The 26,056-nt window shown below is 43.6% G+C and carries 26 protein-coding genes, 1 pseudogene and 1 riboswitch; of the genes and pseudogenes, 10 read left to right on the plus strand and 17 right to left on the minus strand.

Features of this window, described 5'->3' with window-relative positions:
• Positions 1 to 235 precede the first annotated feature (235 nt).
• From hslV to B3014_RS01490, 8 genes are all read left to right on the plus strand, one after another.
• Positions 236 to 778 (plus strand): ATP-dependent protease subunit HslV, encoded by a 543-nt coding sequence (hslV, locus tag B3014_RS01455; RefSeq protein WP_286305556.1) that lies wholly within the window; start codon positions 236 to 238, stop codon positions 776 to 778.
• A gap of 8 nt (positions 779 to 786) precedes the next feature.
• Positions 787 to 2,106 (plus strand): ATP-dependent protease ATPase subunit HslU, encoded by a 1,320-nt coding sequence (gene hslU / locus B3014_RS01460; RefSeq protein ID WP_289244666.1) that lies wholly within the window; start codon positions 787 to 789, stop codon positions 2,104 to 2,106.
• An 11-nt stretch (positions 2,107 to 2,117) separates the two neighbouring features.
• Positions 2,118 to 2,480 (plus strand): DUF971 domain-containing protein, encoded by a 363-nt coding sequence (locus B3014_RS01465; RefSeq protein ID WP_289244665.1) that lies wholly within the window; start codon positions 2,118 to 2,120, stop codon positions 2,478 to 2,480.
• Positions 2,481 to 2,488: 8 nt separating this feature from the next.
• Positions 2,489 to 3,235: a bifunctional demethylmenaquinone methyltransferase/2-methoxy-6-polyprenyl-1,4-benzoquinol methylase UbiE gene (gene ubiE / locus B3014_RS01470; protein ID WP_286305560.1), complete on the plus strand. Its 747-nt coding sequence runs from the start codon at positions 2,489 to 2,491 to the stop codon at positions 3,233 to 3,235.
• Between the two features lie 4 nt (positions 3,236 to 3,239).
• Positions 3,240 to 3,830: a ubiquinone biosynthesis accessory factor UbiJ gene (locus B3014_RS01475; RefSeq protein WP_289244664.1), complete on the plus strand. Its 591-nt coding sequence runs from the start codon at positions 3,240 to 3,242 to the stop codon at positions 3,828 to 3,830.
• A gap of 43 nt (positions 3,831 to 3,873) precedes the next feature.
• On the plus strand, positions 3,874 to 5,544 hold the full coding sequence (gene ubiB, locus B3014_RS01480) for a ubiquinone biosynthesis regulatory protein kinase UbiB (protein ID WP_286305562.1): 1,671 nt from the start codon (positions 3,874 to 3,876) through the stop codon (positions 5,542 to 5,544).
• Between the two features lie 5 nt (positions 5,545 to 5,549).
• A complete protein-coding gene (gene djlA / locus B3014_RS01485; RefSeq protein ID WP_289244663.1) occupies positions 5,550 to 6,383 on the plus strand; it encodes a co-chaperone DjlA in 834 nt (277 codons plus the stop codon).
• A gap of 53 nt (positions 6,384 to 6,436) precedes the next feature.
• Positions 6,437 to 6,516: riboswitch (cyclic di-GMP riboswitch) on the plus strand.
• Positions 6,517 to 6,535: 19 nt separating this feature from the next.
• Entirely contained in the window at positions 6,536 to 7,246 is a 711-nt protein-coding gene (locus B3014_RS01490) for a hypothetical protein (RefSeq protein ID WP_289244662.1), read from the plus strand.
• 89 nt (positions 7,247 to 7,335) lie between these two features.
• Here B3014_RS01490 and B3014_RS01495 read toward each other — a convergent pair whose 3' ends face one another.
• From B3014_RS01495 to B3014_RS01520, 6 genes are all read right to left on the minus strand, one after another.
• Positions 7,336 to 9,006, minus strand: coding sequence for a formate--tetrahydrofolate ligase (locus B3014_RS01495; protein ID WP_289244661.1), 1,671 nt, complete (start codon positions 9,004 to 9,006; stop codon positions 7,336 to 7,338).
• Positions 9,007 to 9,075: 69 nt separating this feature from the next.
• Positions 9,076 to 9,684: a UbiX family flavin prenyltransferase gene (locus B3014_RS01500; RefSeq protein WP_289244660.1), complete on the minus strand. Its 609-nt coding sequence runs from the start codon at positions 9,682 to 9,684 to the stop codon at positions 9,076 to 9,078.
• Between the two features lie 2 nt (positions 9,685 to 9,686).
• Positions 9,687 to 11,030, minus strand: coding sequence for a UDP-N-acetylmuramate:L-alanyl-gamma-D-glutamyl-meso-diaminopimelate ligase (gene mpl, locus B3014_RS01505; RefSeq protein ID WP_289244659.1), 1,344 nt, complete (start codon positions 11,028 to 11,030; stop codon positions 9,687 to 9,689).
• Entirely contained in the window at positions 11,030 to 11,545 is a 516-nt protein-coding gene (locus B3014_RS01510; RefSeq protein ID WP_289244658.1) for a hypothetical protein, read from the minus strand. Before B3014_RS01510 ends, mpl begins: the two co-directional genes overlap by 1 nt.
• 115 nt (positions 11,546 to 11,660) lie before the next feature.
• Positions 11,661 to 12,614 (minus strand): glutaminyl-peptide cyclotransferase, encoded by a 954-nt coding sequence (locus B3014_RS01515; protein WP_286305568.1) that lies wholly within the window; start codon positions 12,612 to 12,614, stop codon positions 11,661 to 11,663.
• Positions 12,615 to 12,636: 22 nt separating this feature from the next.
• Positions 12,637 to 13,434, minus strand: coding sequence for an ABC transporter substrate-binding protein (locus B3014_RS01520; RefSeq protein ID WP_289244657.1), 798 nt, complete (start codon positions 13,432 to 13,434; stop codon positions 12,637 to 12,639).
• A gap of 285 nt (positions 13,435 to 13,719) precedes the next feature.
• Here B3014_RS01520 and B3014_RS01525 point away from each other — a divergent pair, with 285 nt between their 5' ends.
• Positions 13,720 to 13,977, plus strand: coding sequence for a hypothetical protein (locus tag B3014_RS01525; protein WP_286305570.1), 258 nt, complete (start codon positions 13,720 to 13,722; stop codon positions 13,975 to 13,977).
• Between the two features lie 28 nt (positions 13,978 to 14,005).
• Here B3014_RS01525 and secF read toward each other — a convergent pair whose 3' ends face one another.
• The 4 genes from secF to tgt all read right to left on the minus strand — a co-directional run bounded on the left by secF (position 14,006) and on the right by tgt (position 18,389).
• Positions 14,006 to 14,956 (minus strand): protein translocase subunit SecF, encoded by a 951-nt coding sequence (secF, locus tag B3014_RS01530; protein ID WP_286305571.1) that lies wholly within the window; start codon positions 14,954 to 14,956, stop codon positions 14,006 to 14,008.
• 11 nt (positions 14,957 to 14,967) lie between these two features.
• Positions 14,968 to 16,821, minus strand: coding sequence for a protein translocase subunit SecD (gene secD, locus B3014_RS01535; RefSeq protein WP_289244656.1), 1,854 nt, complete (start codon positions 16,819 to 16,821; stop codon positions 14,968 to 14,970).
• Positions 16,822 to 16,867: 46 nt separating this feature from the next.
• Positions 16,868 to 17,203, minus strand: coding sequence for a preprotein translocase subunit YajC (gene yajC / locus B3014_RS01540; protein WP_286305573.1), 336 nt, complete (start codon positions 17,201 to 17,203; stop codon positions 16,868 to 16,870).
• 79 nt (positions 17,204 to 17,282) lie between these two features.
• Positions 17,283 to 18,389, minus strand: a complete 1,107-nt coding sequence (tgt, locus tag B3014_RS01545) for a tRNA guanosine(34) transglycosylase Tgt (RefSeq protein WP_289244655.1) — start codon at positions 18,387 to 18,389, stop codon at positions 17,283 to 17,285.
• 122 nt (positions 18,390 to 18,511) lie between these two features.
• Here tgt and pyrF point away from each other — a divergent pair, with 122 nt between their 5' ends.
• Entirely contained in the window at positions 18,512 to 19,204 is a 693-nt protein-coding gene (gene pyrF / locus B3014_RS01550; protein ID WP_289244654.1) for an orotidine-5'-phosphate decarboxylase, read from the plus strand.
• Between the two features lie 48 nt (positions 19,205 to 19,252).
• On the opposite strand, the gene B3014_RS01555 is transcribed toward pyrF, so the two are convergent.
• The 7 genes and pseudogenes from B3014_RS01555 to B3014_RS01585 form a co-directional block, all read right to left on the minus strand.
• A complete protein-coding gene (locus B3014_RS01555; RefSeq protein ID WP_289244653.1) occupies positions 19,253 to 20,446 on the minus strand; it encodes a methyl-accepting chemotaxis protein in 1,194 nt (397 codons plus the stop codon).
• A 43-nt stretch (positions 20,447 to 20,489) separates the two neighbouring features.
• On the minus strand, positions 20,490 to 21,893 hold the full coding sequence (locus tag B3014_RS01560; RefSeq protein ID WP_289244652.1) for a flagellar hook-length control protein FliK: 1,404 nt from the start codon (positions 21,891 to 21,893) through the stop codon (positions 20,490 to 20,492).
• Positions 21,894 to 21,966: 73 nt separating this feature from the next.
• A complete protein-coding gene (locus B3014_RS01565; RefSeq protein ID WP_289244651.1) occupies positions 21,967 to 23,142 on the minus strand; it encodes a methyl-accepting chemotaxis protein in 1,176 nt (391 codons plus the stop codon).
• Positions 23,143 to 23,178: 36 nt separating this feature from the next.
• Complete coding sequence (locus B3014_RS01570; RefSeq protein WP_289244650.1) at positions 23,179 to 24,246, minus strand: protein-glutamate methylesterase/protein-glutamine glutaminase; 1,068 nt, start codon at positions 24,244 to 24,246, stop codon at positions 23,179 to 23,181.
• A gap of 9 nt (positions 24,247 to 24,255) precedes the next feature.
• Positions 24,256 to 24,891 (minus strand): chemoreceptor glutamine deamidase CheD, encoded by a 636-nt coding sequence (cheD, locus tag B3014_RS01575; RefSeq protein WP_286305580.1) that lies wholly within the window; start codon positions 24,889 to 24,891, stop codon positions 24,256 to 24,258.
• Positions 24,888 to 25,784, minus strand: coding sequence for a CheR family methyltransferase (locus B3014_RS01580; protein ID WP_286305581.1), 897 nt, complete (start codon positions 25,782 to 25,784; stop codon positions 24,888 to 24,890). The genes cheD and B3014_RS01580 overlap by 4 nt, the downstream gene beginning before the upstream one ends.
• Positions 25,769 to 26,056: pseudogene (locus B3014_RS01585) on the minus strand (methyl-accepting chemotaxis protein); the annotation flags it as partial. The pseudogene B3014_RS01585 and the gene B3014_RS01580, both read right to left, overlap by 16 nt.

Below are 26,056 nucleotides of genomic sequence, written 5' to 3' on the forward strand. Positions count from 1 at the left end.
CAGATTTACAGTCTGATCCCTTTGGCCACTCGGGAACCCCTCCACTAAAGACGTGGCATTTTCCGTAAAACCGAGACTAATGTCAACACTTAAATCAGTAATTCTTATTTAGCTGCTGTCTTTGTACTCGAGATGGCTAAATCTATTCATGATTAACTGAAGTAGAAAAGCATGAATAGTATACTATTGCGTTCTATAAATTTGTCACACTTTAAAAAATCAAACAGGAGTCTCTATGGAGCAGTACCGCGGTACGACTATCCTTTCCTATCGCCGTGACGGCCAAGTGGTCATTGGTGGTGATGGGCAGGTGAGTCTTGGCAATACCATCATGAAAGGCAATGCACGCAAAGTCAGACGTCTTTATCACGGTAAAGTGATTGCTGGTTTTGCCGGTGGCACCGCAGATGCATTTACGTTGTTCGAACGCTTTGAAGCAAAGCTTGAAAAGCATCAAGGTAACTTAACTAGAAGTGCACTTGAGTTAGCTAAAGACTGGCGCACTGACCGGATGATGCGACGCTTAGAAGCTTTACTCGCTGTCGCCGATGCAGAAGCATCACTGATTATTTCTGGTAATGGCGATGTAATCGAACCAGAACACGGTCTTATTGCTATTGGTTCTGGCGGTCCGTTTGCTCAAGCTGCTGCGACCGCTTTATTGCAAAACACTTCACTCAGTGCGAGGGAAATTGTTGAGAAAGGGTTGAATATTGCCGCTGATATCTGCATCTATACTAATCACAATCTTACAATCGAAACTCTGGAATCAAACTGACATCTACCATGCAATCATTAACGCCAAAACAAATAGTCAACGAACTTGATAAACGCATCATCGGACAACAAGCGGCAAAAAAAGCGGTGGCTATCGCTTTGCGTAACCGCTGGCGCCGCCAACAATTAGATGCCTCACTTCAACATGAAGTCACGCCAAAAAACATTCTTATGATTGGCCCAACGGGTGTAGGCAAAACAGAAATTGCTCGTCGACTTGCCGCTCTCGCTAATGCCCCTTTCATTAAAGTCGAAGCCACAAAATTTACTGAGGTGGGTTATGTTGGCCGTGATGTTGAATCAATCATTCGCGACCTCGCTGAAACTGCGATGAAGATGTTACGTGAATCGGCAATATCCTCAGTTAAAACAAAAGCCGAAGATGCTGCAGAAGAACGAATTTTAGATGCCTTACTGCGACCAGCACGCGATGTTGATAGTGAAGATGAATCAGCCACTCGCCAACGTTTTCGCAAAATGCTGCGCGAAGGTAAGCTCGATGATCGCGAAATTGAACTTGAACTGAATGCGCCAAATGTTGGTGTAGAAATCATGTCTCCACCAGGCATGGAAGAGATGACCAGTCAGCTTCAGGAAATGTTTCAGAACATGGGAACAAACCGTAAGAGCACACGCAAGATTACTGTTGGTAATGCCATGCGCATACTGGCTGAAGAAGAAGCTCTAAAACTCATTAATGAAGAAGAGTTGAAAGCGGATGTGCTGGAGCGTGTCGAACAAAACGGCATCGTCTTCCTTGATGAAATTGATAAAATCACCGGTCGTGGTGAGAGTGGTAATAACGCTGATGTCTCCCGTGCAGGCGTTCAGCGGGATTTATTGCCTCTGGTTGAGGGCAGTACAGTTTCGACTAAATACGGCATGATAAAAACCGATCATATTTTGTTCATTGCCTCTGGCGCCTTTCATTTGAGCAAACCTTCTGATCTTATTCCTGAACTTCAGGGTCGTTTACCCATACGCGTCGAACTTGATGCACTTTCTTCTGCGGATTTTGTCCGCATTCTGACCGAACCTGATGCCTCATTAACCGAGCAATATATTGCATTGCTGGCTACTGAGGGAGTGGAACTTCGTTTTACCGACGACGGTATCGAACGAATTGCCGAACTGGCCTGGGAAGTGAATGAGAAAACCGAAAATATTGGCGCACGACGCTTACATACCATGCTTGAGAAATTGTTAGAAGACATTTCTTATGAAGCAGGGAGTGAACAGAATCTCTCCGTCGTCATTGATAGAGACTATGTCAATGAACAACTGTCCGTTGTAGCTGAAGACGAAGACTTATCACGCTATATTCTGTAAGGAATGCTTTAATGGCAGAAACTCAATTACCAACAGACATCACCTTGCACAAACAATCAAAGTGCCTATCTCTCAGTTATGGCGATAGGCAATATCGTCTTTCCGCTGAATATTTACGCGTTTACTCACCTTCTGCAGAGGTACGTGGGCACGGTCCCGGACAAGAAGTTCTGCAAACAGGTAAAGAAAATGTTGGTCTCGATAAAATCGAACCCGTAGGTCACTATGCGCTAAAGTTGTTTTTTGATGATGGTCATGACAGTGGTTTGTTTACATGGGATTATTTATATGAACTTGCCATGCATGAAGAATCCCTCTGGCAAGACTATCTTAACCGGCTCGAAAAAGCCGGTTATCATCGCCAACAGCAATAGGTCACGTTATGGAAGTTAAAGAGACAACGCATTTCGGTTACAAAGAAGTGCCCACTGCGGAAAAAGCCAAGCATGTTGCTGAGGTTTTCCACTCCGTTGCCGGTAAATATGATCTGATGAACGACTTGATGTCGCTTGGCATTCATCGTTTCTGGAAACGATTTACCATTCTCAACAGTGGTGTACGGCGCGGAGCTACAGTTCTGGATATCGCAGGCGGAACAGGTGACTTGACGCGGAAATTTTCCAAGCTTGTTGGTGACACAGGTAAAGTGGTGTTAGCCGATATCAATGCCTCAATGCTCAATGTTGGTCGTGACCGTCTAACAGATGACGGTATTGTCGGTAATATCGAGTATGTTCAAGCCAATGCAGAAGCTCTGCCCTTTCCTGACAATAGTTTTAACTGTATTACCATCGCTTTTGGCTTGCGTAATGTCACGGATAAAGACAAAGCCTTAGCTTCAATGTATCGGGTTCTCAAACCCGGCGGTCAACTGATGGTCTTAGAGTTTTCTAAACCTGCTGAATGGATGGCCCCCGTTTACGACGCCTATTCCTTCAAGATATTGCCACAACTAGGAAAAGTATTTACTGGTGATGAAGACAGCTACCGCTATTTGGCTGAATCTATTCGTATGCACCCAGACCAAGAGACCTTGAAACAGATGATGGAAAATGTAGGATTTGAACGTTGCGAATATCACAATATGACTGCTGGCATCGTTTCACTTCATCGTGGTTACAAGTTCTAACCCCATGACTACACTATTGCGTCCTATCGAGTTTGCCATCAATCAGGGGTTAAAACAGGATCCTGAAACGTGTGAGCGCCTTGAGGCTTTCGAAAATCGCGTCATCGTTATCCATGTTGAAGACTGGCAGCAATATCTGCATGTCTCCTTCCATCAATCTACTGTCAAATTGTCACATAACGATGAAGAGAACGCTGACTTATTAATCACTGCGAAAGCCTTGAGTTTATTAAAACTCGCCAAGCAGCCTGAGCATTTATTTTCTAATGAAATCCATATTCACGGTAATGTTCAGTTCGCTAAACAATTACAAGACGTACTGGATGGTTTCGATTTTGATTGGGAACAACAAATAGCCAACGTAACTGGTGACGTTATCGCCCAACCGCTTAGTTATGCGATTAAACACAGTTTCTCATGGCTGAATGCAACTCAACGTTCATTATCTATGTCACTTTCCGAGTACCTTCGTGAAGAAGCGCACATATTACCGGACAAGATTCAAATTGATGACTTTATGAATGATGTGGACAGGTTAACTGCGGATATCGATCGACTTGAAGCACGAATAAACAGGTTGGAAACAGAGTATTGACATTGTCTCTTGACCGCAGTCATAACCATGTAAGGAGCCATTAATGAAGGCTAATCAGTTATCCAGGCTGATTCAAATTAATCACGTCCTGGCAAAACATCGCCTGGACGAAGTGATCAAAGCAATCCATTTATTGCGTCCGCTTCGGTATTTCAGTTTTTTATCGCCACATCGCTGGCGCAATAAACAATCGACACTGCCTCGAGGCGAAAGATTAAGACTGGCATTACAGGACTTAGGACCTATCTTTGTAAAGTTTGGACAGGTGTTATCAACGCGTCGCGATCTCTTGCCGCCTGACATAGCCAATTCATTAGCTAAACTTCAAGACCAAGTAGCACCTTTTCCCGCTGAGCAAGCAAAACAACTGATTGATAAAGCCTATGAAGCAGAATCCATTGAGACATTATTTGCTCATATTGAACCTGAACCGCTTGCTTCAGCTTCCATCGCACAAGTACACGCAGCTACATTAAAAAGTGGTGAGCAAGTCGTTATAAAACTGGTTCGTCCTGGCATAGAGCCCATTATCAAGCGTGATATTGCTTTGTTGTATACCTTGGCATCTTTTGCTGAACGATACTGGTCTGAGGGAAAACGATTACGGCCCAGAGAGATCGTAGCTGAGCTTGAGAAGAACCTTTTTGATGAACTCGATATGTTGCGCGAGGCCTCTTCAGCCTCTCAACTGCAACGCAATTTTGAAGGCACCACCTTACTATATGTCCCCAAGATATACTGGAAGCTGACCAAACCTAATATCCTGGTTCAAGAACGTATTTATGGCACGCCTATTAGCGATACTGAAGGTTTAATCGCGAAAGGTGTGGATATGGCAAAACTGGCAGAAATGGGGGTCGAAATCTTTTTCACCCAAGTATTCAAGCATAGTTTTTTCCATGCGGACATGCATCCCGGTAATATCATGGTGGATAGTCATGATCCGGCAAATCCACGTTATGTTGCTGTTGATTTTGGCATCATGGGGACATTATCTCCAGATGATCAGCGTTATTTAGCTGAAAATTTCCTTGCCTTTTTCAATCATGACTATCGCCGGGTTGCCGAGTTACATGTGCAATCAGGCTGGGTGCCGGCTGAGACTCGACTTGATGAGTTTGAAGCAGCCATAAGAAGTGTTTGTGAACCCATATTCGCTCGTCCTTTAAAAGAAATTTCTTTCGGACAACTGCTGCTGAGACTTTTCCAAACAGCGCGTCGTTTTAATATGGAAGTACAACCACAGTTGGTGCTGCTACAAAAAACCTTACTGAATATTGAAGGCTTGGGCCGTGACCTCTATCCAGATCTGGATCTATGGAAAACAGCCAAACCCATTTTAGAATCATGGATGAAGGAAAAAATGGGCTGGCAAGCAGCGTTAAGAACGCTAAAGCAAGAAGCTCCTCATTGGGCTGAAACCTTACCCGAGATGCCGCGTCTATTATATGACCTGACTAAGAGAGCCCAAGATGGTCAGCTGAACGTTAATTTAGCATCTCATGATATTCAACAGCTGCGTAAAGAAATCAAAAAAGCCAGTTATCGTAGTGCTGCTGCTACCTCTGGCGCTGCATTTTTGGTAGGCGCTGCCGTTATCACCGGTCTCGATGGTTACTCGACAACTATGTTTGCAGGGTTACCAGTACTGAGCTGGGTATTTGGGCTATGGGGGCTCGGTCTTATTTATTTTAGTATTTCAAACAAAAGTTAATTGTTATGTTTAAGTGGATTGGCCTTATTCTAGGCTTTATATTACTCAGTACGATGAGTGTAGGATTACTCATTTTAGGAATTTTTGGCGCACTGATTGGCTTACTGTTTGGTGGTTTTGCTGACCGTATACGAGCGTATGGTCTGGGCGGTGCTAATCCATTTACAAGTCAAACCCGTCAAACAGTTTTTCTTGAAACTGTGTTTGTTTTGATGGGGAAACTAGCGAAGGCAGATGGTCGAATCAGCCAGATTGAAATCGATCACGTGGAAGCCTTTATCAAAAAAATGGGGATGTCGGGTGAGCATCGACAAGAAGCCATCCGCCAGTTTAAGCGAGGCGCAGAACCCGACTTTGATATTACAGACACAATGAATCAATTCAAACAACATTGTGGTAATACGTTTAATCTAAAACAAGTCTTACTGGTTTACCTGATAGTCATGGCCTTAGCCGATGGTAAGCTTGATCCACAAGAAAAAGATATTCTGGAACAAGTCTCTGCTCAGTTAGGATATAACCGGGCCGAGTTTAACCGTATTCTGGATATGGTGATGAGCCAGGCAAGTTTCGCAAGAGGTCATCAGCAGCAATACTCTTCCGGTCCGCAGCGCTCTTATTCTGATGAATTGGCCGACGCTTATAAAGCGCTTGGGTTGACTGAAAAGAGTTCTAATCAAGAAATTAAACGTGCTTATCGAAAACTGATGAGCCAATATCATCCGGATAAACTCATGGGACAAGGCGTTCCAGAAGATATGATTGCCGTTGCCACAGAGCAAGCGAAAGAAATTCAGTTAGCATACGATTTAATAAAAAAACATCGAGAACAAAATTAACAATTTCGTTTTATTTATTATTATCTGTTTGGTACTATTTTTTCTGGAAACACTTTAACCAAAGCCAAACTCGGTGTGAACCAAGGACGGAAAGTTACAGACCTTATGATACTAAGGTGGCTGTACTGCAATAATATCTAAGGAAAGAACACATGAACAAAATAGTTTTTATCGCACTGGCTTTATTTACTGGTTTAACTAACGCTGCTATAGCTGCAACAAGCTTATCAACTAATGGTTCATGGCAAACAGCTAATGGCGACCTAAGTTCATTGCTCGGCCAGTCTGCACCAGCTACATGGTCTTACGATACAGACCTAGCATCAGCGACCCTCTACTCATCATATGCTCTTCCAAGCACAGGCACAGTGAGTACATACGTATCATCAAATTACGTTCTCTCAGGTACAGCTGCCCCCACTTTGTTTGATGGCAGCCAGTTTGCTCTCAGTATATTAGATAATACTATTGCAAACCTTGATGCATTCAATACAGATATCGTTACATCAATGGTGAATAAAGGTCTCAATCCCGATATCACAGGTGATGCGATTCTATTTACAACTAGCACTCTTTTTCCGGTGTCTGAATTCACAGAAAGTTTTTCTCTGTCTGGCCTGATGATGTTTGATAAAGACTTTTTCACTGGCCCTATATCAACATTACCTTCTGCTGATATTCTGCTTGATAATGCATTATTCATTTATGCATCACTTTCACATGAAATTAACTTTGAAGAAACTGGCTTTGCTAGTTATATCCAAACGCCATCAGCAGTGCCTGTACCTGCTGCCTTATGGATGTTTGCTCCAGCATTGTTAGGTTTTCTTGGTTTGCGTCGCAAGGTGAATACTCAGGCTTAAAAAATTTAAGCACATAAAAGAAAAAAGCCGTAGTGATAAACCTCTACGGCTTTTTTGCTTAACACCCTTAATATTTGAGCTTTTTTATATCAAAACAGCCCGACTATTGAGCCATTATCATCAATATCAATACGTTCAGCAGCTGGGTGCTTAGGTAATCCAGGCATAGTCATCACATCCCCACAAAGTACAACCAGAAAACCAGCACCGTTTGACAGACGAACATCACGAATTGTCAGCGTATGATTCTCAGCCGTGCCACGTAAGCTCGGGTCACTGCTAAAAGAATACGGTGTTTTTGCCATACAAACTGGAATATCCCCGTGCTGCTCGTTCAACATAGCGATCTTATCCATCACTTTTTTATCAGCAACGACTTCACCACTGCCATATAGACGTTTAGCAACCTGATTAATTTTGTCCCATAGCGGTAAACTATCAGGATATAACAGACGACAAGGCTCAGCAGGGCTATCCAGTATTTCGACAACACGTTCCGCCAGTGTTTCTGCACCGGCCCCACCTTGTGCCCAATGACGAGCAAGAATGGCTTCAGCTCCCATTTCTTTTACAGCCGTTGTAATTAGTTCTATTTCTGCATCGCTATCATTAACAAAGTGATTGATGGCAACAACACAGCGTAGACCAAACTCATTTTGTAAGTTGCTTAAATGCCGTTTTAAATTAGCCAGTCCCACCTTTAACGCATCGAGGTTTTCTTCGCCAAGCTCTTTCAGTTCCAGACCACCGTGATATTTCAAGGCTTTTACTGTGGCGACAACAACAGCCATATCTGGCTTAATCCCAGCTTTGCGACACTTAATATCAATAAATTTCTCAGCACCTAAATCCGCTCCAAAGCCCGCCTCAGTGACCACATAATCACTCAGCTTAAGTGCCATTTTGGTTGAGATAACTGAATTACAACCATGCGCTATGTTCGCAAATGGACCACCATGAACAAAGGCTGGATTATTTTCTAAGGTCTGCACAAGATTGGGTTTTATCGCTTCTTTTAGTAATGCAGCCATAGCACCGTGGGCCATGATTTCTCGAGCATATCTTGGTGTCCCATCAACGGAATAGCCGATCAGGATATCTCCCAAGCGTTGCTTCAGCTCAGGCAAAGAATTAGCTAGGCAAAAGATAGCCATAACTTCCGAAGCAACAACAATATCAAAACGCTCTTCACGCAAATAACCATTGGCAGGACCACCCATACCCACCACGATATCCCGCAATGCACGGTCATTCATATCCATGACTCGCTGCCAAACAATACGTCTGGCATCCAACTGTAAGGCATTTCCATGATGGATATGATTATCAATCATCGCTGATAATAAATTGTGGGCTGAAGCTATTGCATGCAGATCGCCCGTGAAGTGAAGATTGATATCCTCCATGGGTACTACCTGAGCATAACCACCACCGGCAGCCCCGCCTTTCAAACCAAAGCATGGCCCCATAGAAGGTTCGCGTACACAGACAATGGATTTCTTACCAATTCGGTTTAGCGCATCACTCAGGCCGATCGTGGTTGTCGTTTTTCCCTCACCAGCAGGAGTCGGGCTAATAGCAGTTACTAGGATTAACTTACCATCGGGCCGGTTTGCCAACTCATCCATGACATCTAATGATACTTTCGCTTTGAAATGTCCGTATGGGTCAATATGTTGAGAGGCAAGACCCAGCTTTTTCTCGGCGAGCTGGATGACTTCCTGCATGGCAGCCTGTTGGGCAATTTCAATATCAGACATGGTTTTCCTGAACGGCATTAAATTTAAGCCACATTATACGTGAGTTAACGACGAATCCCGAATAACCCATTACTCACCCCATCGCGGCATCAAGTCATGCTCTATCTTGGCTTGGTCAAGTATTCTCGCGACAACAAAATCGACCACTTCAGCTAAGGATGTTGGATTAAAATAAAATCCAGGATTGGGTGGCAAAATACAGACTCCCAGTTTAGCTAACTTCAACATATTTTCGAGATGAATCACAGAAAATGGCGCTTCTCTTGGAACCACGATCAATTTCCGATCTTCTTTAAGCATGACGTCGGCAGCGCGGTTGATTAAATTATCACTCTGACCACAAGCAATTGCTGATAACGTTCCCATGGTACATGGGCACACAATCATGGCGGGCACGCGATGTGAACCACTTGCCAGTGGTGATGACCATTGTTGTTCACCATAAACCTGCAATTGTTCAGGAATACAGTCGAATTCCTGACTCAGCTTTTCCTGCACATCCGATGCTCTTGCAGGCAACTTCCAATTGAGTTCATCAGCGAGCACAATTCTACCAGCGGTAGAAATCATTAAATGTACCGTAAGCCCTTGCTTGAGTAATACCTGCAATAAACGCTTCGCGTAAGGCGCGCCAGAAGCACCGGTAATGGCTAATGCAATTTGTTGCTGATCCAACATTCTTAAGCTATCGCCTCTAAAATTCTCTGATGAATACCGCCAAAACCACCATTACTCATTACTAAAATCTCATCACCCGCTTGTGCTTCCTGGCTGATCGTCTTCACAATAGCATCAATCGAGTCAAAGACACTAACATGTTCGCCCAGTGTTTCAGTCACGTTTTTTAATGACCATTTCAAGTCGCTATCTTGTAACAACAATACTCTATCTGCCTGAATAAGTGACTGAGCCAAAGTATCTTGGTGAATTCCCATCTTCATCGTATTTGAACGAGGCTCCAATACAGCTACCAGACGACGGTTACCTATTTTGGCTCTCAGCCCAGCAATTGTTGTTGCTATCGCTGTCGGATGATGGGCAAAATCATCATAAACACGAATATTCTTGATTTCACCTTTTAACTCTAAACGACGCTTCACACCAGCAAACACGGATAAAGCCTCACAGGCATGCTCAACCGTGACACCAACATGATGGGCAGCAGCAATAGCGGCAAGCGCATTATTCACATTGTGTTGGCCGAGCATATCCCAACTGACTCGGGCTGTAGACTCACCATATCTGACTTCAAACTCACTGCCATCATTTTTCAATAATGTCGCACACCAATCAGCATCAACACCCAATGTCTGTCTTGGCGTCCAACACCCCATATTAAAGACATGGTCAATCGTCTTATCCTGAGGTGAAATAATCAAACCCTGTTCAGGTACCGTTCGTACCAGATGGTGGAATTGCTTTTGAATTGCAGCCAGATCATCAAAGATATCAGCATGATCAAACTCAAGATTATTAATAATCAGTGTTCTGGGCATGTAATGCACAAATTTTGAACGTTTATCAAAAAAGGCCGTGTCGTACTCATCTGCCTCAATCACAAAAAATGGCGTATTACCTAAACGTGCTGTTTCGCCAAAATTATCAGGGACACCGCCTATCAAGAAACCTGGCTGCATACCTGCATGCTCCAGAATCCATGCTAATAGACTACTCGTCGTCGTTTTTCCATGTGTACCCGAGACCGCTAATACCCATTTGCCTTGAAGGACATGTTCATTTAACCATTGAGGGCCAGACACATAAGGCAGACCTTTGTTTAAAACATACTCCACAGCCGGGTTGCCACGCGACATGGCATTGCCCATCACCACTAAATCAGGTGCAGGGTCTAAATGCTCAGGTTTATAGCCTTCTTTTACATCAATACCTGCAGCGGCAAGTTGGTCACTCATAGGCGGATAGACATTGGCATCAGAACCACTGACTGTCATGCCTAACTCCCTCGCAAGAATCGCCAGCCCCCCCATGAAGGTGCCGCAAATCCCCAGTATATGAATGTGCATTAAGTCACTCCTGAAATAGTAAGTCCAACAACTATCAACGATACGATGACATATGCCACCGTGATAACGGCTGCCAGCCCCGGTCCGATATCTAGTGCATACCTGAAGATATGTGCAACAACAAATAAACTCCAGAAAATGATAATAAGCACCATCAATAGAATGATGCTGGTCAGTTGACTATGTGGTTCGACCAACCTGAATACAGAAAAAACAGGCCAACTCACCAGACCTACGATAGCGCCAGTACTGGCCATCGCTGTAACAGTTTGTTCAAAGCGATGAGATAAACCTCTACTGGCTAATAATAGTTTTGTCACGATGATCAACATAACTGTGTCGGCTATACTCGTCACGAGACTGATAATCCAGTTGTGATCGATATGACTGACCAGCACGCCGACCATAAAGTAACAGACGATACTGATATTAACTAATACTGATGATGCTGGAATATCTGCAGGGCTGGCCTGGAACAAACAAATCTGCAAAAAACGCTTAATCACTTTATTCATCGAGGCATAATAACGTGTCAGTAATTGCTAACAAAGTATTTAATGATCTTTTTCATCACAAACAAAAAAGCCCGGCTTTATAACCGGGCTTTTTCTAAGAAGGTTTAACTATAAATCAATCGTCAACCACTACGCCCCATGGGAATTTTCCAACGTTGATAGTTTTGATATTTTTGTTTGTCGCTGTATCAACCACAGAAACCGTGCCACTCACGCCATCTGCTGTGTATAAACGCGAACCATCACGAGTCATTCCTAAGCCCCATACACGTTTGCCTACAGGGATATTAGCCTGCATCTCAAGCGTTTTGGCATCAAGTACTGCGACAGAATTACCACGACCAGTTGTCACGTAGATTGTTTTATCATCAGGACTAACCGCTATGTCCATCGGTTTTGAATTAGGTAAGTCGATTTCTGCTTGTTTGATAATGGACAGCGTTTTGGTGTCGATAATAGTGACTTCATTACCCACTTCACTGCTTGAATAAGCCAATGAACCGTCACTGTTAAATGCTAGACCACGAGGACGCGCAGCAACCAAAATATTTTTCACCACTTTATGTTTTGCAGTATCGATAACATGCACCATGTTGGTGGACTCGCTGGTGACCAATACCAGACTTCCGTCAGGTGAAACAGCGACACCTTCTGGTTCCAGACCAACGGGAATCACTTCAATGGTTTCGCCTGTTTTGGGATCAATCACACTGGCTTGTGCGTCATCTTCATTAGAAATGTAGATATTGCCATTAGGTGCCACATCAAATGTTTCCGGATCATCACCTGCATCCAGTTTTTTTACCACTTCTAATGTATCAAGATTTACAACGGCAATAGCGCCTTCCTCACTGATGGCAACATAAAGCTGTTTTTGGTCTGGCGATAAACCGATACCTCTAGGACGTTCTCCGATATTGATGGTATTGATTACCTCATTGGTTTTTGTATCAATAACACTGACTGTATTGTCTTTTTCATTGGTCACAAATGCACGGTGTGAAGGTTCAGCCCAGGCCGCTGTGCTGGCTAAAACCAATGTCGTTAACAAAATACTTTTTAATTTCATTATGCTTCCTTCTTCTCTCAAATTATTTACAGCTGATTAGTCCAAGACTATCCAGCCCACCCTTAACACCTCTTAAAGGTGCTTCGGCAACGATGTTGTCATCTTTATCTATTAGCAGAACAATCTGACGTAATTGTCCAGTATCTCTGAATGTGGCGGTGTCACCTTTTTGTCCATCAAAAGACAAGTCCTTCTTGAGGTAGTTCAGCATAGCTGCAGAATCCGTTTTTTGAGTTCTCGCTACAGTATCAGACAACATTTTGATAGCAGCCCATCCGGCCCATGCATCATCCGTCATTTGTGTTTTATGGTTTCTGGTAAAACGATTATTGAGTTGTGACGCTGCAAATTTTACAAAGTCATGATGCCAGGCATGCGCTGTTACTAATTTATCTGGGTTTTTATTTTGCCATTGAGCTAATGCATCCTGCTTCATTTGCTTACTCAGGGGAATATTTAATAAGTTTGGCAAACAAACCTGTCGCAGACTGTCAGCATCTGAACTCAAATTAAAGACCGGTACAGTAGTCAACTTATTCAGTTTAGCTATTTCCAGCATATGCTTTGCATCAGTGCCAACCAGAACCGCCGTTATCTCAGACGCTGGTAATGCCTCAACCTCTTCTTCCGTGATGTTTTTAACATCATATGTCTGGCCTAGAAACTGACCTTGCAAATTAGCCTCTGTTAGACCTTGCTGAATACCAGCCCACACTTGGCCATCTGTAGGTCCTATGTAGTGAAGCGTCACATTAATAGTATTGGCAAAAATGATTTGGGGCCATAACAGCAGCATGGCAATCCCGAGATTCTTCAGCATATTTAAACTCTCCGTTATTATTCTTTGTTTGTTGCCTGTGACAATACACAATCACATGGCTAAATAAATCAGCAAATTCCCTAATTTTATAGAGCAATCATCACTCCATAAGGTTCGCTTCTAAACCATTGTGTCAGTAAAACACCCTTTTTACCTCTAGGAGTTTTTCCTGTTTTTTCTGACTAAGATCACAATTCACTAATCACGGCCATCTTTTCGATCGGTTTTCATCTCAAGAAATCAGGACCTGTGTCGATATCTTGATTATCACAACAGGTAGTTTTTATGAATAAACAATTCCGCTCTTTACAGATGCAGCAAACACAGGAAAGCCTCGAAGAATTTATGAATTTTATGAGCTTTCGTAGTGATTGTAGTGGTGTAAGAATATTGTCTATTGAAACAACAGAACAGGCTGCCATTAGAGATGAAGCAGAACGTTCAGGTAAGGTGGTCTCAATCGGAACTCGTCGCAGAACCAAACCCGTGACAGTAACTATCAGTAAAGAGCTGCGGTTTAACGATCAAAATATACACTCATAAAAAAAGCCCGATTGCTCGGGCTTTTTTATTAAACCTGGCTACCATCTTCACCAATTTCCTGGTCACTCTCCTTCACTGGTGGTAGCAAATCTTCTTTACTTACCCCCATAAAGAGCACAGCAGAGCTTGCTACGTAGATCGATGAATAAGTACCAATCATGATGCCTAACAGTAACGCCTCTGCAAAGGAATGAATGACTTCACCTCCAAGCACAAATAAGGCAAAAACAACCAGCAGCGTCGTAAATGAAGTCATCAGCGTACGACTCAAGGTTTCATTTAAAGATGAATCAATCACTTCTTGTGGTGAGGCCTTACGCGCTTTTAAAAATCCTTCCCTGACTCTGTCAAAAACCACAATGGTGTCGTTGAGAGAATAACCAATGATTGCCAATACAGCGGCAAGTACCGTTAGATCAAACTCAACATGGGTTATGGAAAAGAAACCTAGAGTGATAATAACGTCATGCACCAAGGCGGCAACAGAGGCGATAGCAAAACGATATTCAAAACGGAAAGCCACATAAATCAAAATACCAATTAAGGCATATAAAACCGCTAAACCGCCTTGTTCAGTTAAATCATCGCCTACCTGAGGGCCAACAAACTCGACACGACGCACATCGATGGCATTACTGGAATCGACTTGTAGCAGCGAGACAACATTGTTACTGATTTCAGCCATATTCTCAGTTTCGATTATCGGCAAACGAACTAAAACATCATGGATAGAACCAAAATTCTGAACAACAGCCTGAGGATAGCCACCGTTTTGAAGGGTTGATCGGATGTTATCTAGATTAGCCGGTTCCTGATAACCGAGCTCGATCATGGTTCCACCTGTAAAGTCGATACCAAAGGTTAAGCCTTGTGTTATCAACGAACCGATAGAAACAATCAATAATATGCTCGAGAACACCAGCGCAGGCCAGCGTTTCGACATAAATTTGATATGCGTTTGTTTATTAAAAAACTGCATGAAAATGATTCCTAAATTGATAGCTTAGGTTTATGTTTACGACCGTAAAACAGATTCACTAAGGCACGTGTGCCCATAATTGCCGTAAACATAGAGGTTAAAATACCGAGTGATAAGGTGACCGCAAAACCTTTAATTGCACCTGTACCAAAACCAAACAAGACAATTGCAGCAATGAGTGTCGTGATATTCGCATCGGCAATGGTCGAAAAGGCTTTGTCATAACCTGAGCTGATACTGGCTTGCGGGCTATTGCCATTGCGTAGCTCTTCTCTAATACGCTCATAAATCAACACATTGGCATCCACAGCCATACCAACGGTGAGAACGATACCGGCGATACCTGGCAAGGTAAGTGTCGCTTGGAGTAATGAGAGTAATGCCACGATAAATATCAGGTTCGCAGCCAGTGCCATATTGGCAAACACACCAAATACTCGATACCAGATAATCATGAAAACAAGCACTAAAATAAAGCCGATAATGACAGATTCAAAACCCTGCTCGATATTTTGCTGTCCCATGCTTGGGCCAACCGTGCGCTCCTCAACGATTTCTATCGGCGCAGCCAATGCACCAGCGCGTAATAGTAGTGATAAGTCTCGTGCTTCCGTAGTGCTGTCCAGTCCGGTAATCTGAAACTTCTTGCTCAACTGATCTCGTATAGTGGCTACATTGATAATTTCAGGTACCTGGCGACGTACAGATACCAGCTCACCATCAATTTCTTTTGTTTCCATTTTAGACTCAATGAAAACCACCGCCATTGGGTTACCAATATTATCGCGAGTGACATTACTGAAAGCGCGCGCGCCTTTCCCATCTAAAGTCACGGAGACGGCAGGCGAACCAGACTGACCATCTAGTGTTGATGCCGCATTGATAACATGCTCACCCGTTAACATCACACGCTTATCAAGAAGGTATGGGCGACCATCACGACTGTAATAAAGCTCCGTGTTTGGTGGGATACGGCCATTGAGTGCATCTTTTACATCATGCTCGATATCAACCAGTCTAAACTCAAGTGTTGCCGTCGCTCCCAGGATTTTCTTTGCTTGAGCAGTATCTTGCACACCAGGTAGCTGGACGACGATTCGGTCTTCGCCTTGCTGTTGCACAGTCGGCTCTGCCACACCCAGTTCGTTTATGCGATTTCTCAAGGTGGTGATATTTTGTTGTAAGGCTAATTGTTTTGTTTCACGAATGCTCTGTTCAGACACATTCATAATGAGCTCAGGGTTAGCTTCATCTTCTGAGACGGTCACTTGAAGATCATTGAAATCATTGTTGATTAATGCTTCCGCTTTATCTCTGTCCTCAGTATTTCGCAGAACCAGAACGATAGTCTGCCCTTCTACTTTGATTTGTTTATAACGAATTTTTTCATCACGAAGTGATAAACGGATATCGCTACCATAGCTATCTAAGCTTTGCTTAACCGCAGCATCCATATCGACTTGCATCAAGAAATGAACGCCCCCTCTTAAGTCCAAGCCCAGATTCATCGGCTCCGCGCCCATAGAAGCTAACCAATGAGGCGTTGTAGAGGCTAAATTCAATGCGATGATGTAATCACCGACTAAGGTTTTACTTAAGACATCTTTTGCCTTTAATTGGTTATCAGCAGAGGTCAGCCGGATGAGTAACTTATCATCTTCAAGCTGAACACCTTTATAATCAATCCCAGCCTCTTTTAAAGCCTTTTCTGCTTTGTCTGCTAGATCCAAGTCCACTGTGGCCGTTCTGCCAGCAGAAATCTGGACTGCCGGGTCATCCCCATAAAGATTGGGTAGCGCGTAGAGCCCTGCGACCAGTAACACAACAAGAACGAGTAGATTTTTCCACAGTGGATATCGGTTCATATTTAATTCCTGACATTTTCAAGCCATCTGAAGCGATGGCCAGACTTTATAGCTTTTTCAATGTACCTTTTGGCAAAACAGCATTCACTGATTCACGACGCACTTTCACTTCAACATTTTCAGCAATCTGAACAGCGATAGCGTTATCAGTGATTTCAATAATTTTCCCCATCAGGCCACCATCGGTAACGACTTCATCACCTTTTGCCAATGCAGACTGCATAGCCTTGTGTTCTTTAGCGCGTTTTTGCTGCGGTCTGATTAACATGAAATAGAACAACACCAGCAAAATAATAGGAAATGCGAAATCCATCATGCCTGGAGAAGCAGCCGTTGTTGTCGCTGCATCAGCAGCAGCGGCCGGAGAGATAAAAAAGTCCATCGTTAATCCTCAAAATCAACAAGAAAAAAGAAACCGATTATGCCACAGCAGACCCAGTGTTCGATAGCATTGAAGCGTTTTAAACAATTTCGGTTTGCCTTAGCGCATAAAACTCTTGGCGGAATTGTTCCAGCGTATTGTTTTCTATGGCCTGCCTTAAGCCTTTCATTAATGTCTGGTAATAATGAAGGTTATGGATGGTATTTAACCGAGGGCCAAGCATCTCACCTGTTTTATCTAAGTGGTGTAAATATGCCCGGCTATAATTTTGACAGGTATAACAATCACAATAGGGATCCAGAGGTTTCGTATCCGTCTTGAACCGACTATTACGAATTTTGATGACGCCTTGATGAACGAATAGGTGTCCATTTCGAGCATTACGGGTTGGCATGACACAATCAAACATATCCACGCCACGCATCACACCTTCGACAAGATCTTCAGGTCGGCCAACTCCCATAAGATAGTGCGGTTTATCTTCAGGCATTCTTGGCGCCAGAAAATCAAGAATGCGTATCATATCCTCTTTGGGCTCACCAACAGACAGTCCACCGATGGCATAACCATCAAAGCCAATCTCTGTTAAACCATCCAGTGAAATTTGACGCAGCTGCTCATGCATCCCACCTTGCACGATACCAAACAACGCAGAAGGATTTCCGGCGTGGGCTTCCTTACTACGTTTTGCCCAGCGTAGGGATAACTCCATAGATTTTGCTGCTGTTTCCAGATCAGCAGGATAGGGCGTACATTCGTCGAAAATCATCACGATGTCACTACCCAATGCACGCTGCACAGCCATCGATTCTTCAGGGCCCAGAAATACTTTATTACCATTGACTGGTGAACTAAAATGCACACCTTGCTCTGTAATTTTACGCAGCTCGCCTAGGCTGAAAACCTGAAAACCGCCAGAGTCAGTTAGAATTGGGCCTTGCCACTGCATAAAGTCATGCAAATCACCGTGAGCTGAGATAATCTCGGTGCCGGGTCTCAACATTAAATGAAATGTATTACCTAATAAGATTTCAGCTCCTGTTGCACCGACTTCTTCTGGCGTCATTGACTTGACTGACCCATACGTTCCAACAGGCATAAAAGCTGGGGTTTCAACAGTTCCCCGAGAAAAAGTTAAGCGTCCTCGACGAGCAAAGCCATCTCGCGCAAGTAAATCAAATTTCATTCATTCATTCTCAGCAAAAAACGCCCGACAGCATATCATTTTCTTGATCTAAACGGCGAAACAGACGCAATTCTGATCTTCTTAAGGTAGGATCACGGTCATTATCAGTAATGGAGATATCAATGTCCGACTCTAGAATCATTGTTGCCCTTGACTATGCTAACGCGAGTGACGCCCTGCAAATGGCCGATCAAATTGATCCAAAACGTGCGCGAGTGAAAGTGGGAAAAGAACTTTTCACCCGTTCAGGTCCTCAAGTTGTCACTGACTTAGTCTCGCGTGGGTTTGATGTCTTCCTCGATCTGAAATATCACGACATTCCACATACAGTGGCAAAAGCCTGTGCTGCGGCGGCTGACTTAGGCGTTTGGATGTTAAATGTACATACGCTCGGCGGGCCAGCCATGATGCGTGCTGCCAGAGAAGCAGTTGAACAATCATCCAATAAACCTTTATTAATAGGTGTAACGTTATTAACTAGTATGGATCAAACGACTTTTGATCAGATTGGCCTTACCGGCAATATGTCTGATACTGTCACCCGACTTGCTCAATTGGCAAAACAAAGTGGTCTTGATGGCGTCGTCTGCTCGGCTCAGGAAGCCAGTGCCCTCCGAGATACGCTGGGTAATACCTTTCAACTTATTACTCCTGGCATAAGACCGGAAGGCAGTGAAAAAGGCGATCAACATCGAATCATGACACCCAAACAAGCATTAGACGCGGGAAGCCATTACCTTGTGATTGGCCGTCCAATTACCAAAGCACCCGATCCGATGCAGGCACTTGAAGAGATAGAACAAAGTCTACGTTAAATAAAAAAAGCCCGGTTACCCGGGCTTTTTTATGAACTGTATGACACGTTATACCTTAAACTTACTCGCCGCTTCCTGAAGTTGGGTAGCAAGGTTACTCAAGGTTTCGACAGCGACTGAAGACTCTCTCGCGCCCTCCGCTGTATGCTCAGCCACTTGGCTGATATTGACTATACCTCGGTTAATATCTTCAGCAACGGAAGATTGCTCATTCGCAGCACTGGAGATCTGTGCGCTCATTTCATCCATGGTGGAAATCATAGCAGTAATAGAATCTAAGGCAGCACCAGCACTTGATGCCTTTTCCACACTATGTTTTGCTCTTTCACGACCTTCGTTCATGACCTTAACAGCCACTTGAGCGCCTTGCTGTAGTCGTTCAACCATCTCTTCAATTTCATGCGTGGAGGATTGCGTTCTCGCTGCCAGTGTACGAACTTCATCAGCAACAACAGCAAAGCCTCGACCATGTTCGCCTGCGCGTGCCGCCTCGATCGCAGCGTTCAGTGCAAGGAGATTGGTTTGTTCTGTAATACCACGAATGACATCAACTATCGCGCCGATATTACCAATATCTGACTCCAAACTACTTAATTGCTCTGCTGCTTTTTCGACTTCAGTGGCTAATGAGTCAATGGCCTGCATTGTTTCCATAACAACTTGTTTACCAGCCTTGGCCTCGATATCCGCATTACGAGCTGCTTCAGCAGCGCTTGATGCCGTTCTGGCTACTTCTTGAACTGACGCTGTCATCTCATTCATGGCGGTCGCTACCTGAGTCGTTTCAGACTGCTGACGCAACACTCCATCCACTGTCTCTTTGCTGATAGCTTGCATATTTTGGCTGGCTGAAGTGAGCTGCGTTACGCCGCCAACCAATGTATGAACCAGGTTCGCCACATTTTTTCTGGCACTGTCTAATTCAAATGCCATCCAACTAAAGTCGCTTTTACCTGATATAGCCACTTTATTAGTGAGATCACCTTTTTTGATGTTTTGAATCGCACCGACCAAGGTGGTAGCACGTTTATCACCAAAACGGCCTATGTAGTGTGCAATGCCAATCACCGTAATGCTAGCGATGACGACATATATCGCAGCGATATAAATCGCTTCAATTTCCTTGATATCAGAATGGTACATATAGCCTTCAAGAACAAGTAGTCCCAATAAGGCAAATACACCCAGCCCACCAATGATATACATGCGTTTTCTCAAAGAGAAATTTTCAAGTTTAAACACGCCCGTCTCTCCCGGATTGAACTTAATATTATTGTTTTATGCCTTAGACGTATAAACTCAGGCCGCTATCCTGCGTAACTGAACCTGCTGTTTCGTCGGCTTCACTCATTATATCGTCACTTTGACGATTGGCTTGAGTAAAATTCTGAGAATTCTGCATTTGCTGTGGCTGCTCATCTCTTTGCTGTTGCTGCTGTTGCTGACCTACTTCAGCGTGAGTCAATTGCATACCGTTTTCGGCAAAACTCTCTCGTAATTTTGGTAAAGCTTGTTCCAGCGCATCGCGCGTCGTCGAATGCTGTGCTAAGAAAGTTACACTGGCTTGTTCATTTTGTACATGGAGTTTTACTTCAACAGGGCCTAAATTTGCCGGGTTCATTTTCATTTCTGCCTGTTGAATACCCTCTTTAGCCATCCAGACCACACGGCTATTCATCACCTGTGACCATGCTGAGCTTTGTATGTTGGGCTGAACAGGCAAACTCACTACTGCACTGGCTGAGGCCGAAGCTGATGAACCTGATGTTGATGCTACGCTGCTAGCTGTCGATGTATTCGTTGTCGGGGTCGCTCCAAATAAACGCTCCTGAAGCGTTTTGTCTGCCCGAATACCAGACAAATCTATCTCTGTTCTATCTTTATTTTCTGTTTGTGCGGCGATCATATTACGAACAGTCATATTCTGTTCACCATCGGCTTTTTGGCGCTGTCTGTTAATGGCATCCATAATATCAGCACGAATTTCGCTGGTTTTACCGTCGGCCTCATTCATGGATTGTAATGCCTTGGCGAAATTAGGTACCTTGTCACCCTCGGCAGCATGTTGAGTTTGTTTGATAACCGCTTTTTCTGTATCTGTCACTGTTACCAGGCTGGCATCAGGCTGTTTTTTGCTAATAACAGAAGACTCAGAAGAAGCCTCATTAGTCGATTTTGCTTGAGTCGAAGCGGCAGTGTTAGGCGTTGTTGGCTCAGCAACGGCTTGCTTGCCTACAGATTTCTCAGCCACCCCAGCAGTGCTCACTTTGTTATCACTGTTTACTACTTTCGTTTCAGAGGCGGATACCGACACAACGTTTTTTTGCTCAGGCTCAACACTCACATTAGTTTGAGTGTCCGATGAGACTACATTGCTTTCGGCATTATCACTTTCACTATCTTGGTCATCAGACGGCAATTTGTTGCCGTCATCAGCGTCAGTTTTTTCCGTTTTCCCCTCTGCCTCGGCAGTGACTTTATCATCACTATCAGATTGTTCGTTGAGTTTATTCTCGGAAGCTTCAGAGGACTTCGACGGGGCCTTAGTGGATTCAGCAGGCTTATGCTCAGCTGTATTGATATGCTTGTCTAACGTCTCAGAGAAGGTATTATCTTTTGATACTTCTCTGGCCTTTGCAGGCTTTGTATTGACGACATTATCAGTCTGTATAGAAACACTTTGTGGCATACCGCCTCTCCTACTCAATCGTCGTTATCGACTTGTTCATGTAGATAAGAGCAAGCAATGTGCCAGATATGCTTTAGAAGAGTTCGATATCCCCTGCATCGACATTTTTTTGAGTAACTGATCTGTGTTGAGTTTCGTCAATTTTTTTGTGCAGCTCAGCTACAGTTTTTTTGACCTCGAGAAATTGCTGTTGGCATGCCGCCAGATCAGCATCACTCTCTGATGACGAAGGCAAATCATTGATAACCTGAATAAGGTCCGAGACAGTATTTAAACGCTTGTCCATGTGTTCGCTTAATTGATGACACATGTCTTCAAACTGCAAAGACGTGACCGCCTGATTTACTAAACCCGAGATTTGCTGACTAATTTCGCTTGTGCCAGAGATAACAGATAAGGTTTTATTGTTAAGAGATGACATAGTCGTCATCATTTCAGCGACTTTCGCTTCACTATTTGTGACCAGATCCGTATCCGCAGTCACTAACTCTGCAATAACTGAGCTTGCCTCATCAATAGTTGATTTTACATTCATTGTGATCTTATTTATCTGATCACTAAACTCATCTGATTTTTGTGATAGTTTTCTAACTTCATCAGCAACTACAGCAAAACCACGACCAGCATCTCCGGCTCTGGCAGCTTCAATGGCTGCGTTTAAGGCGAGTAAATTTGTCTGAGAAGCAATATCTTTGACGTCATCAAGCAGAGAAATAACACCATCTACTCTTCGATTAATTTCATCTAACTTTGCCATCACCAAACGACTGTCGTCTGTGTTTTTTAGCAATGTCTGCACAAGAAAGCTCATCACAGACTCAGTCTCTTTGATAAACTCAGACAAGCCCTGCTCACCATCTTTTTGGTCAATCAAGCTATGGAGCATATCGTCCTCGTTTGAAGCCTGTTCATTCAATCCTTGGAAACTGTCTCCCAGTGACCGCACAGCATCATTTAAAAGCGTAGCTATTTGCTCATTTTCTGCACGTATATTTTCGATCTGCAAGCTGATATCAGTGACGACGTCTTTTTTTAAATTGTCTATATCTGCTGATTCAAACCGTGATGTGTTGACCGCTGCCTGACTCTGAACTGGCATGTTCTGAAACTGTAATAAAAACACCGAAACTGTGGCGAGCAGAACAAGCAATGCCGCCAGCCAATTCACCAAGAATAGGGCGACAAGAACAAATCCCAAGGACGATAGTGAAGCAATAACAAATTTTTTATTCAGTAATTTTTTCATCATATCGTCCTTAATTAACTATCGAACCAGTAACAAAGCTTATCGACCCTGCTTCATGATCTCTTGAGCGATTTTATCCAGTGGCAGCATGAGTTCAGCGGCACCTAGCTTATAAGCTGCACCTGGCATACCCCAGACTACGCTGCTTTTTTCATCCTGAACCATGTTACTCGCTCCATTCTCCCTCATCTCCAACATCCCTCTAGCACCATCATCACCCATGCCGGTCAACATAACCCCAATGGCATTGGCCCCGACATTTTGAGCAATCGAACGAAAGAGAACATCCACGGAGGGTTTATGGCGTGAGACTGCAGGTCCATCATTCAAGCGGCAATAGTAACGAGCACCGCTACGCTCGACTAAAAGATGCTTATCACCAGGCGCAATGTATGCATGCCCAGGGAGAATCTGTTCTCCATCAGTGGCCTGGCTAACATTAAGGGCTGACATTTTATTTACCCTTTCAGCAAAAGGGGCACTGAAGCTAGCTGGAATATGCTGAGTAATAACAATGCCCGGCGCATTCGCTGGTAAAGCACATAAGACTGTTTTTATTGCTTCTGTTCCGCCCGTAGAAGCGCCAATGGCAACGATTTTTTCTGTGGTTTTTAAGGGGATGTTTTTGGTGCTCTTGGCAATAACAGCATCAGCCGTTAAGCGTTCCTCCACTTCAAGTACTGATTTTTGGTTCAGCTTTTCAGGCTGAAAGCCTGCCGCCGCTTTAATCTTACTGATAATTTCTTCTGAGTAGGAGGACAATGTTTGAGATAAATCTAATTTGGGTTTTTCTACGAAATCAAATGCACCTAAAGCCATCGCTTCAAGGGTAATTTGTGCGCCTTTTTCAGTTAGGGTTGACACCATAACAACTGGCATTGGTCTGAGCCGCATCAGATTACGTAAAAATGTCACCCCGTCCATCTTTGGCATTTCAACATCCAGCGTTAACACATCTGGATTAAACTGTTTAATCTTGTCTCTCGCCTGATAAGGGTCCCCAGCAGTGGCAACAACTTCTAGCTCAGGATCAGAATTGAGAATTTCTGTTAGCAACTTACGAACTAGAGCTGAATCATCAATAACAATGACGGAAATCTTTTTCATGGCTGACCTTTACTCAAACAATTCCACGCCACCGCTAAGCGATGTTTCTTTTAAGCGTTCATGATACTGAGACTCGCGAACCAGGATTGTATCGTTGTATAAATGTTGAATACGTTTGATAAACATTTTTCCTGTTTGAGGGTAATACATTAATTTTCGCGGGTAGATATCACCTAAATCATAGGCAATAACAGGAATGCCTTCGAGTTTTGCAAAATTAAGTACAAACTCACTATTCTGGTGACCAATATCATTGGAAATCCCATCAATAATTTTGCCACCACCACAGACTTTCATTTCCAGATTTTTACGCGTACCGCCCGCCTTTAGAATTTCGTTAATCAATGCTTCCATAGCATAGCTACCATATCGCGTCCCTAATTTTTTCCAACACTCACTCGTACCATCGCCTTCACAGGGCAACATAAAGTGATTCATGCCAGCGATACCAGCCACAGGATCACGAATACAGGCTGCAACGCACGATCCCAGTGTGGTCGCAATCAGTTCTTTCGCACCACGATTAACATAAATTTCACCAGGCAAAATTTTCGCCACCCAGGCTTGGCGAGAGTTATCCCAATAACGGTTTATATTTTCAAATCCAGCTAATGCCTGAGGCATATCCGTTTTTAATGCCATCATGTAATACGCCGATATATCGTATTGCCATCAGAAACAAACTGGTTACTGATATTGAATAAGGTTTCTGAGTGACCGATAAAGAGATATCCACCAGGTAACATTTTTTCAGCGAAACGATGAAAAAGACCAACCTGCGTTGTTTTATCAAAATAGATAATGACGTTTCGGCAGAAAATCACATCAAACGTTCCTTTCATTGGGAAAGGGTGTAAAAGGTTAAGGCGCCTGAAGGAGATAAACTCTTTTAAAAAAGACTTCACTTTAACCAGCCCATTATTTTCAGCTTTTCCACGTGAGAACCAAGCATGTTTCTCGTCCTCTGAAAATTGACTTACCCGCTCAATGGTGTAAATCCCGGAAGCAGCTTGTTCTAGTACGTTCGCATCTAAATCTGTCGCCAGTACTTTGACATCCCAACCAGGGTGTCCTTTAAAAAACTGATGTAAGCAGATAGCCAAGCTATATGGTTCCTCACCAGTGGAACAACCCGCTGACCATATTCGTATTTTTTTAGTCGCCTGATTTTTAATCAACAGTTCAGGAAGTACATGTTGTTTCAAATAATCAAAATGATGTTTTTCACGAAAAAAGGCGGTTAAATTCGTTGTGATGGCATTGATTAATAACTCAATGGTGTCAGGGTCACCGTTATCAACTGCCAGACAAAATGCGTCAAAACTCCCACCATAGTTTCTACGAACATGTTTAGATAAGCGGCTATAAACCATATCTTTTTTTGCCGCAGGCAGCAGGATGCCTGTCTGCGCTGTGACGAAGCTACTTATTCGAGCAAAATGTTTATCTGAGAACTCAAATTCTCGTGCCGCTTTATCCATAAAACAGTCTTTCTCATTGGAAGGATTAATTGATGAGTGGGCTAGAACTCTTCCCATTCATCACTTTCCTGCTCTTTAGTCATTACCTGCCTTTTTGTTGGTAATGATGGCTGAGGAGGAGTCTTAGCATGAGTCGCTATTTGGCGCTTTACATGAGAAGTAGAGGCTTTAGGCGTCGTAACCTGGCGCGGTGTATGCTGTTCAGTAGCATTTGTTGTGAAAAATTGCATCATTTCTTCCAGATGCTTGCCTTGTTCATCTAGAGATTCGCTCGCCGCTGCTGCTTGCTCCACTAGTGCAGCATTTTGCTGTGTCATTTCATCCATTTG

Origin of the sequence: Methylophaga sp. UBA678 (assembly GCF_002299105.1) — a bacterium.
Taxonomy (GTDB): Bacteria; Pseudomonadota; Gammaproteobacteria; order Nitrosococcales; family Methylophagaceae; genus Methylophaga; species Methylophaga marina.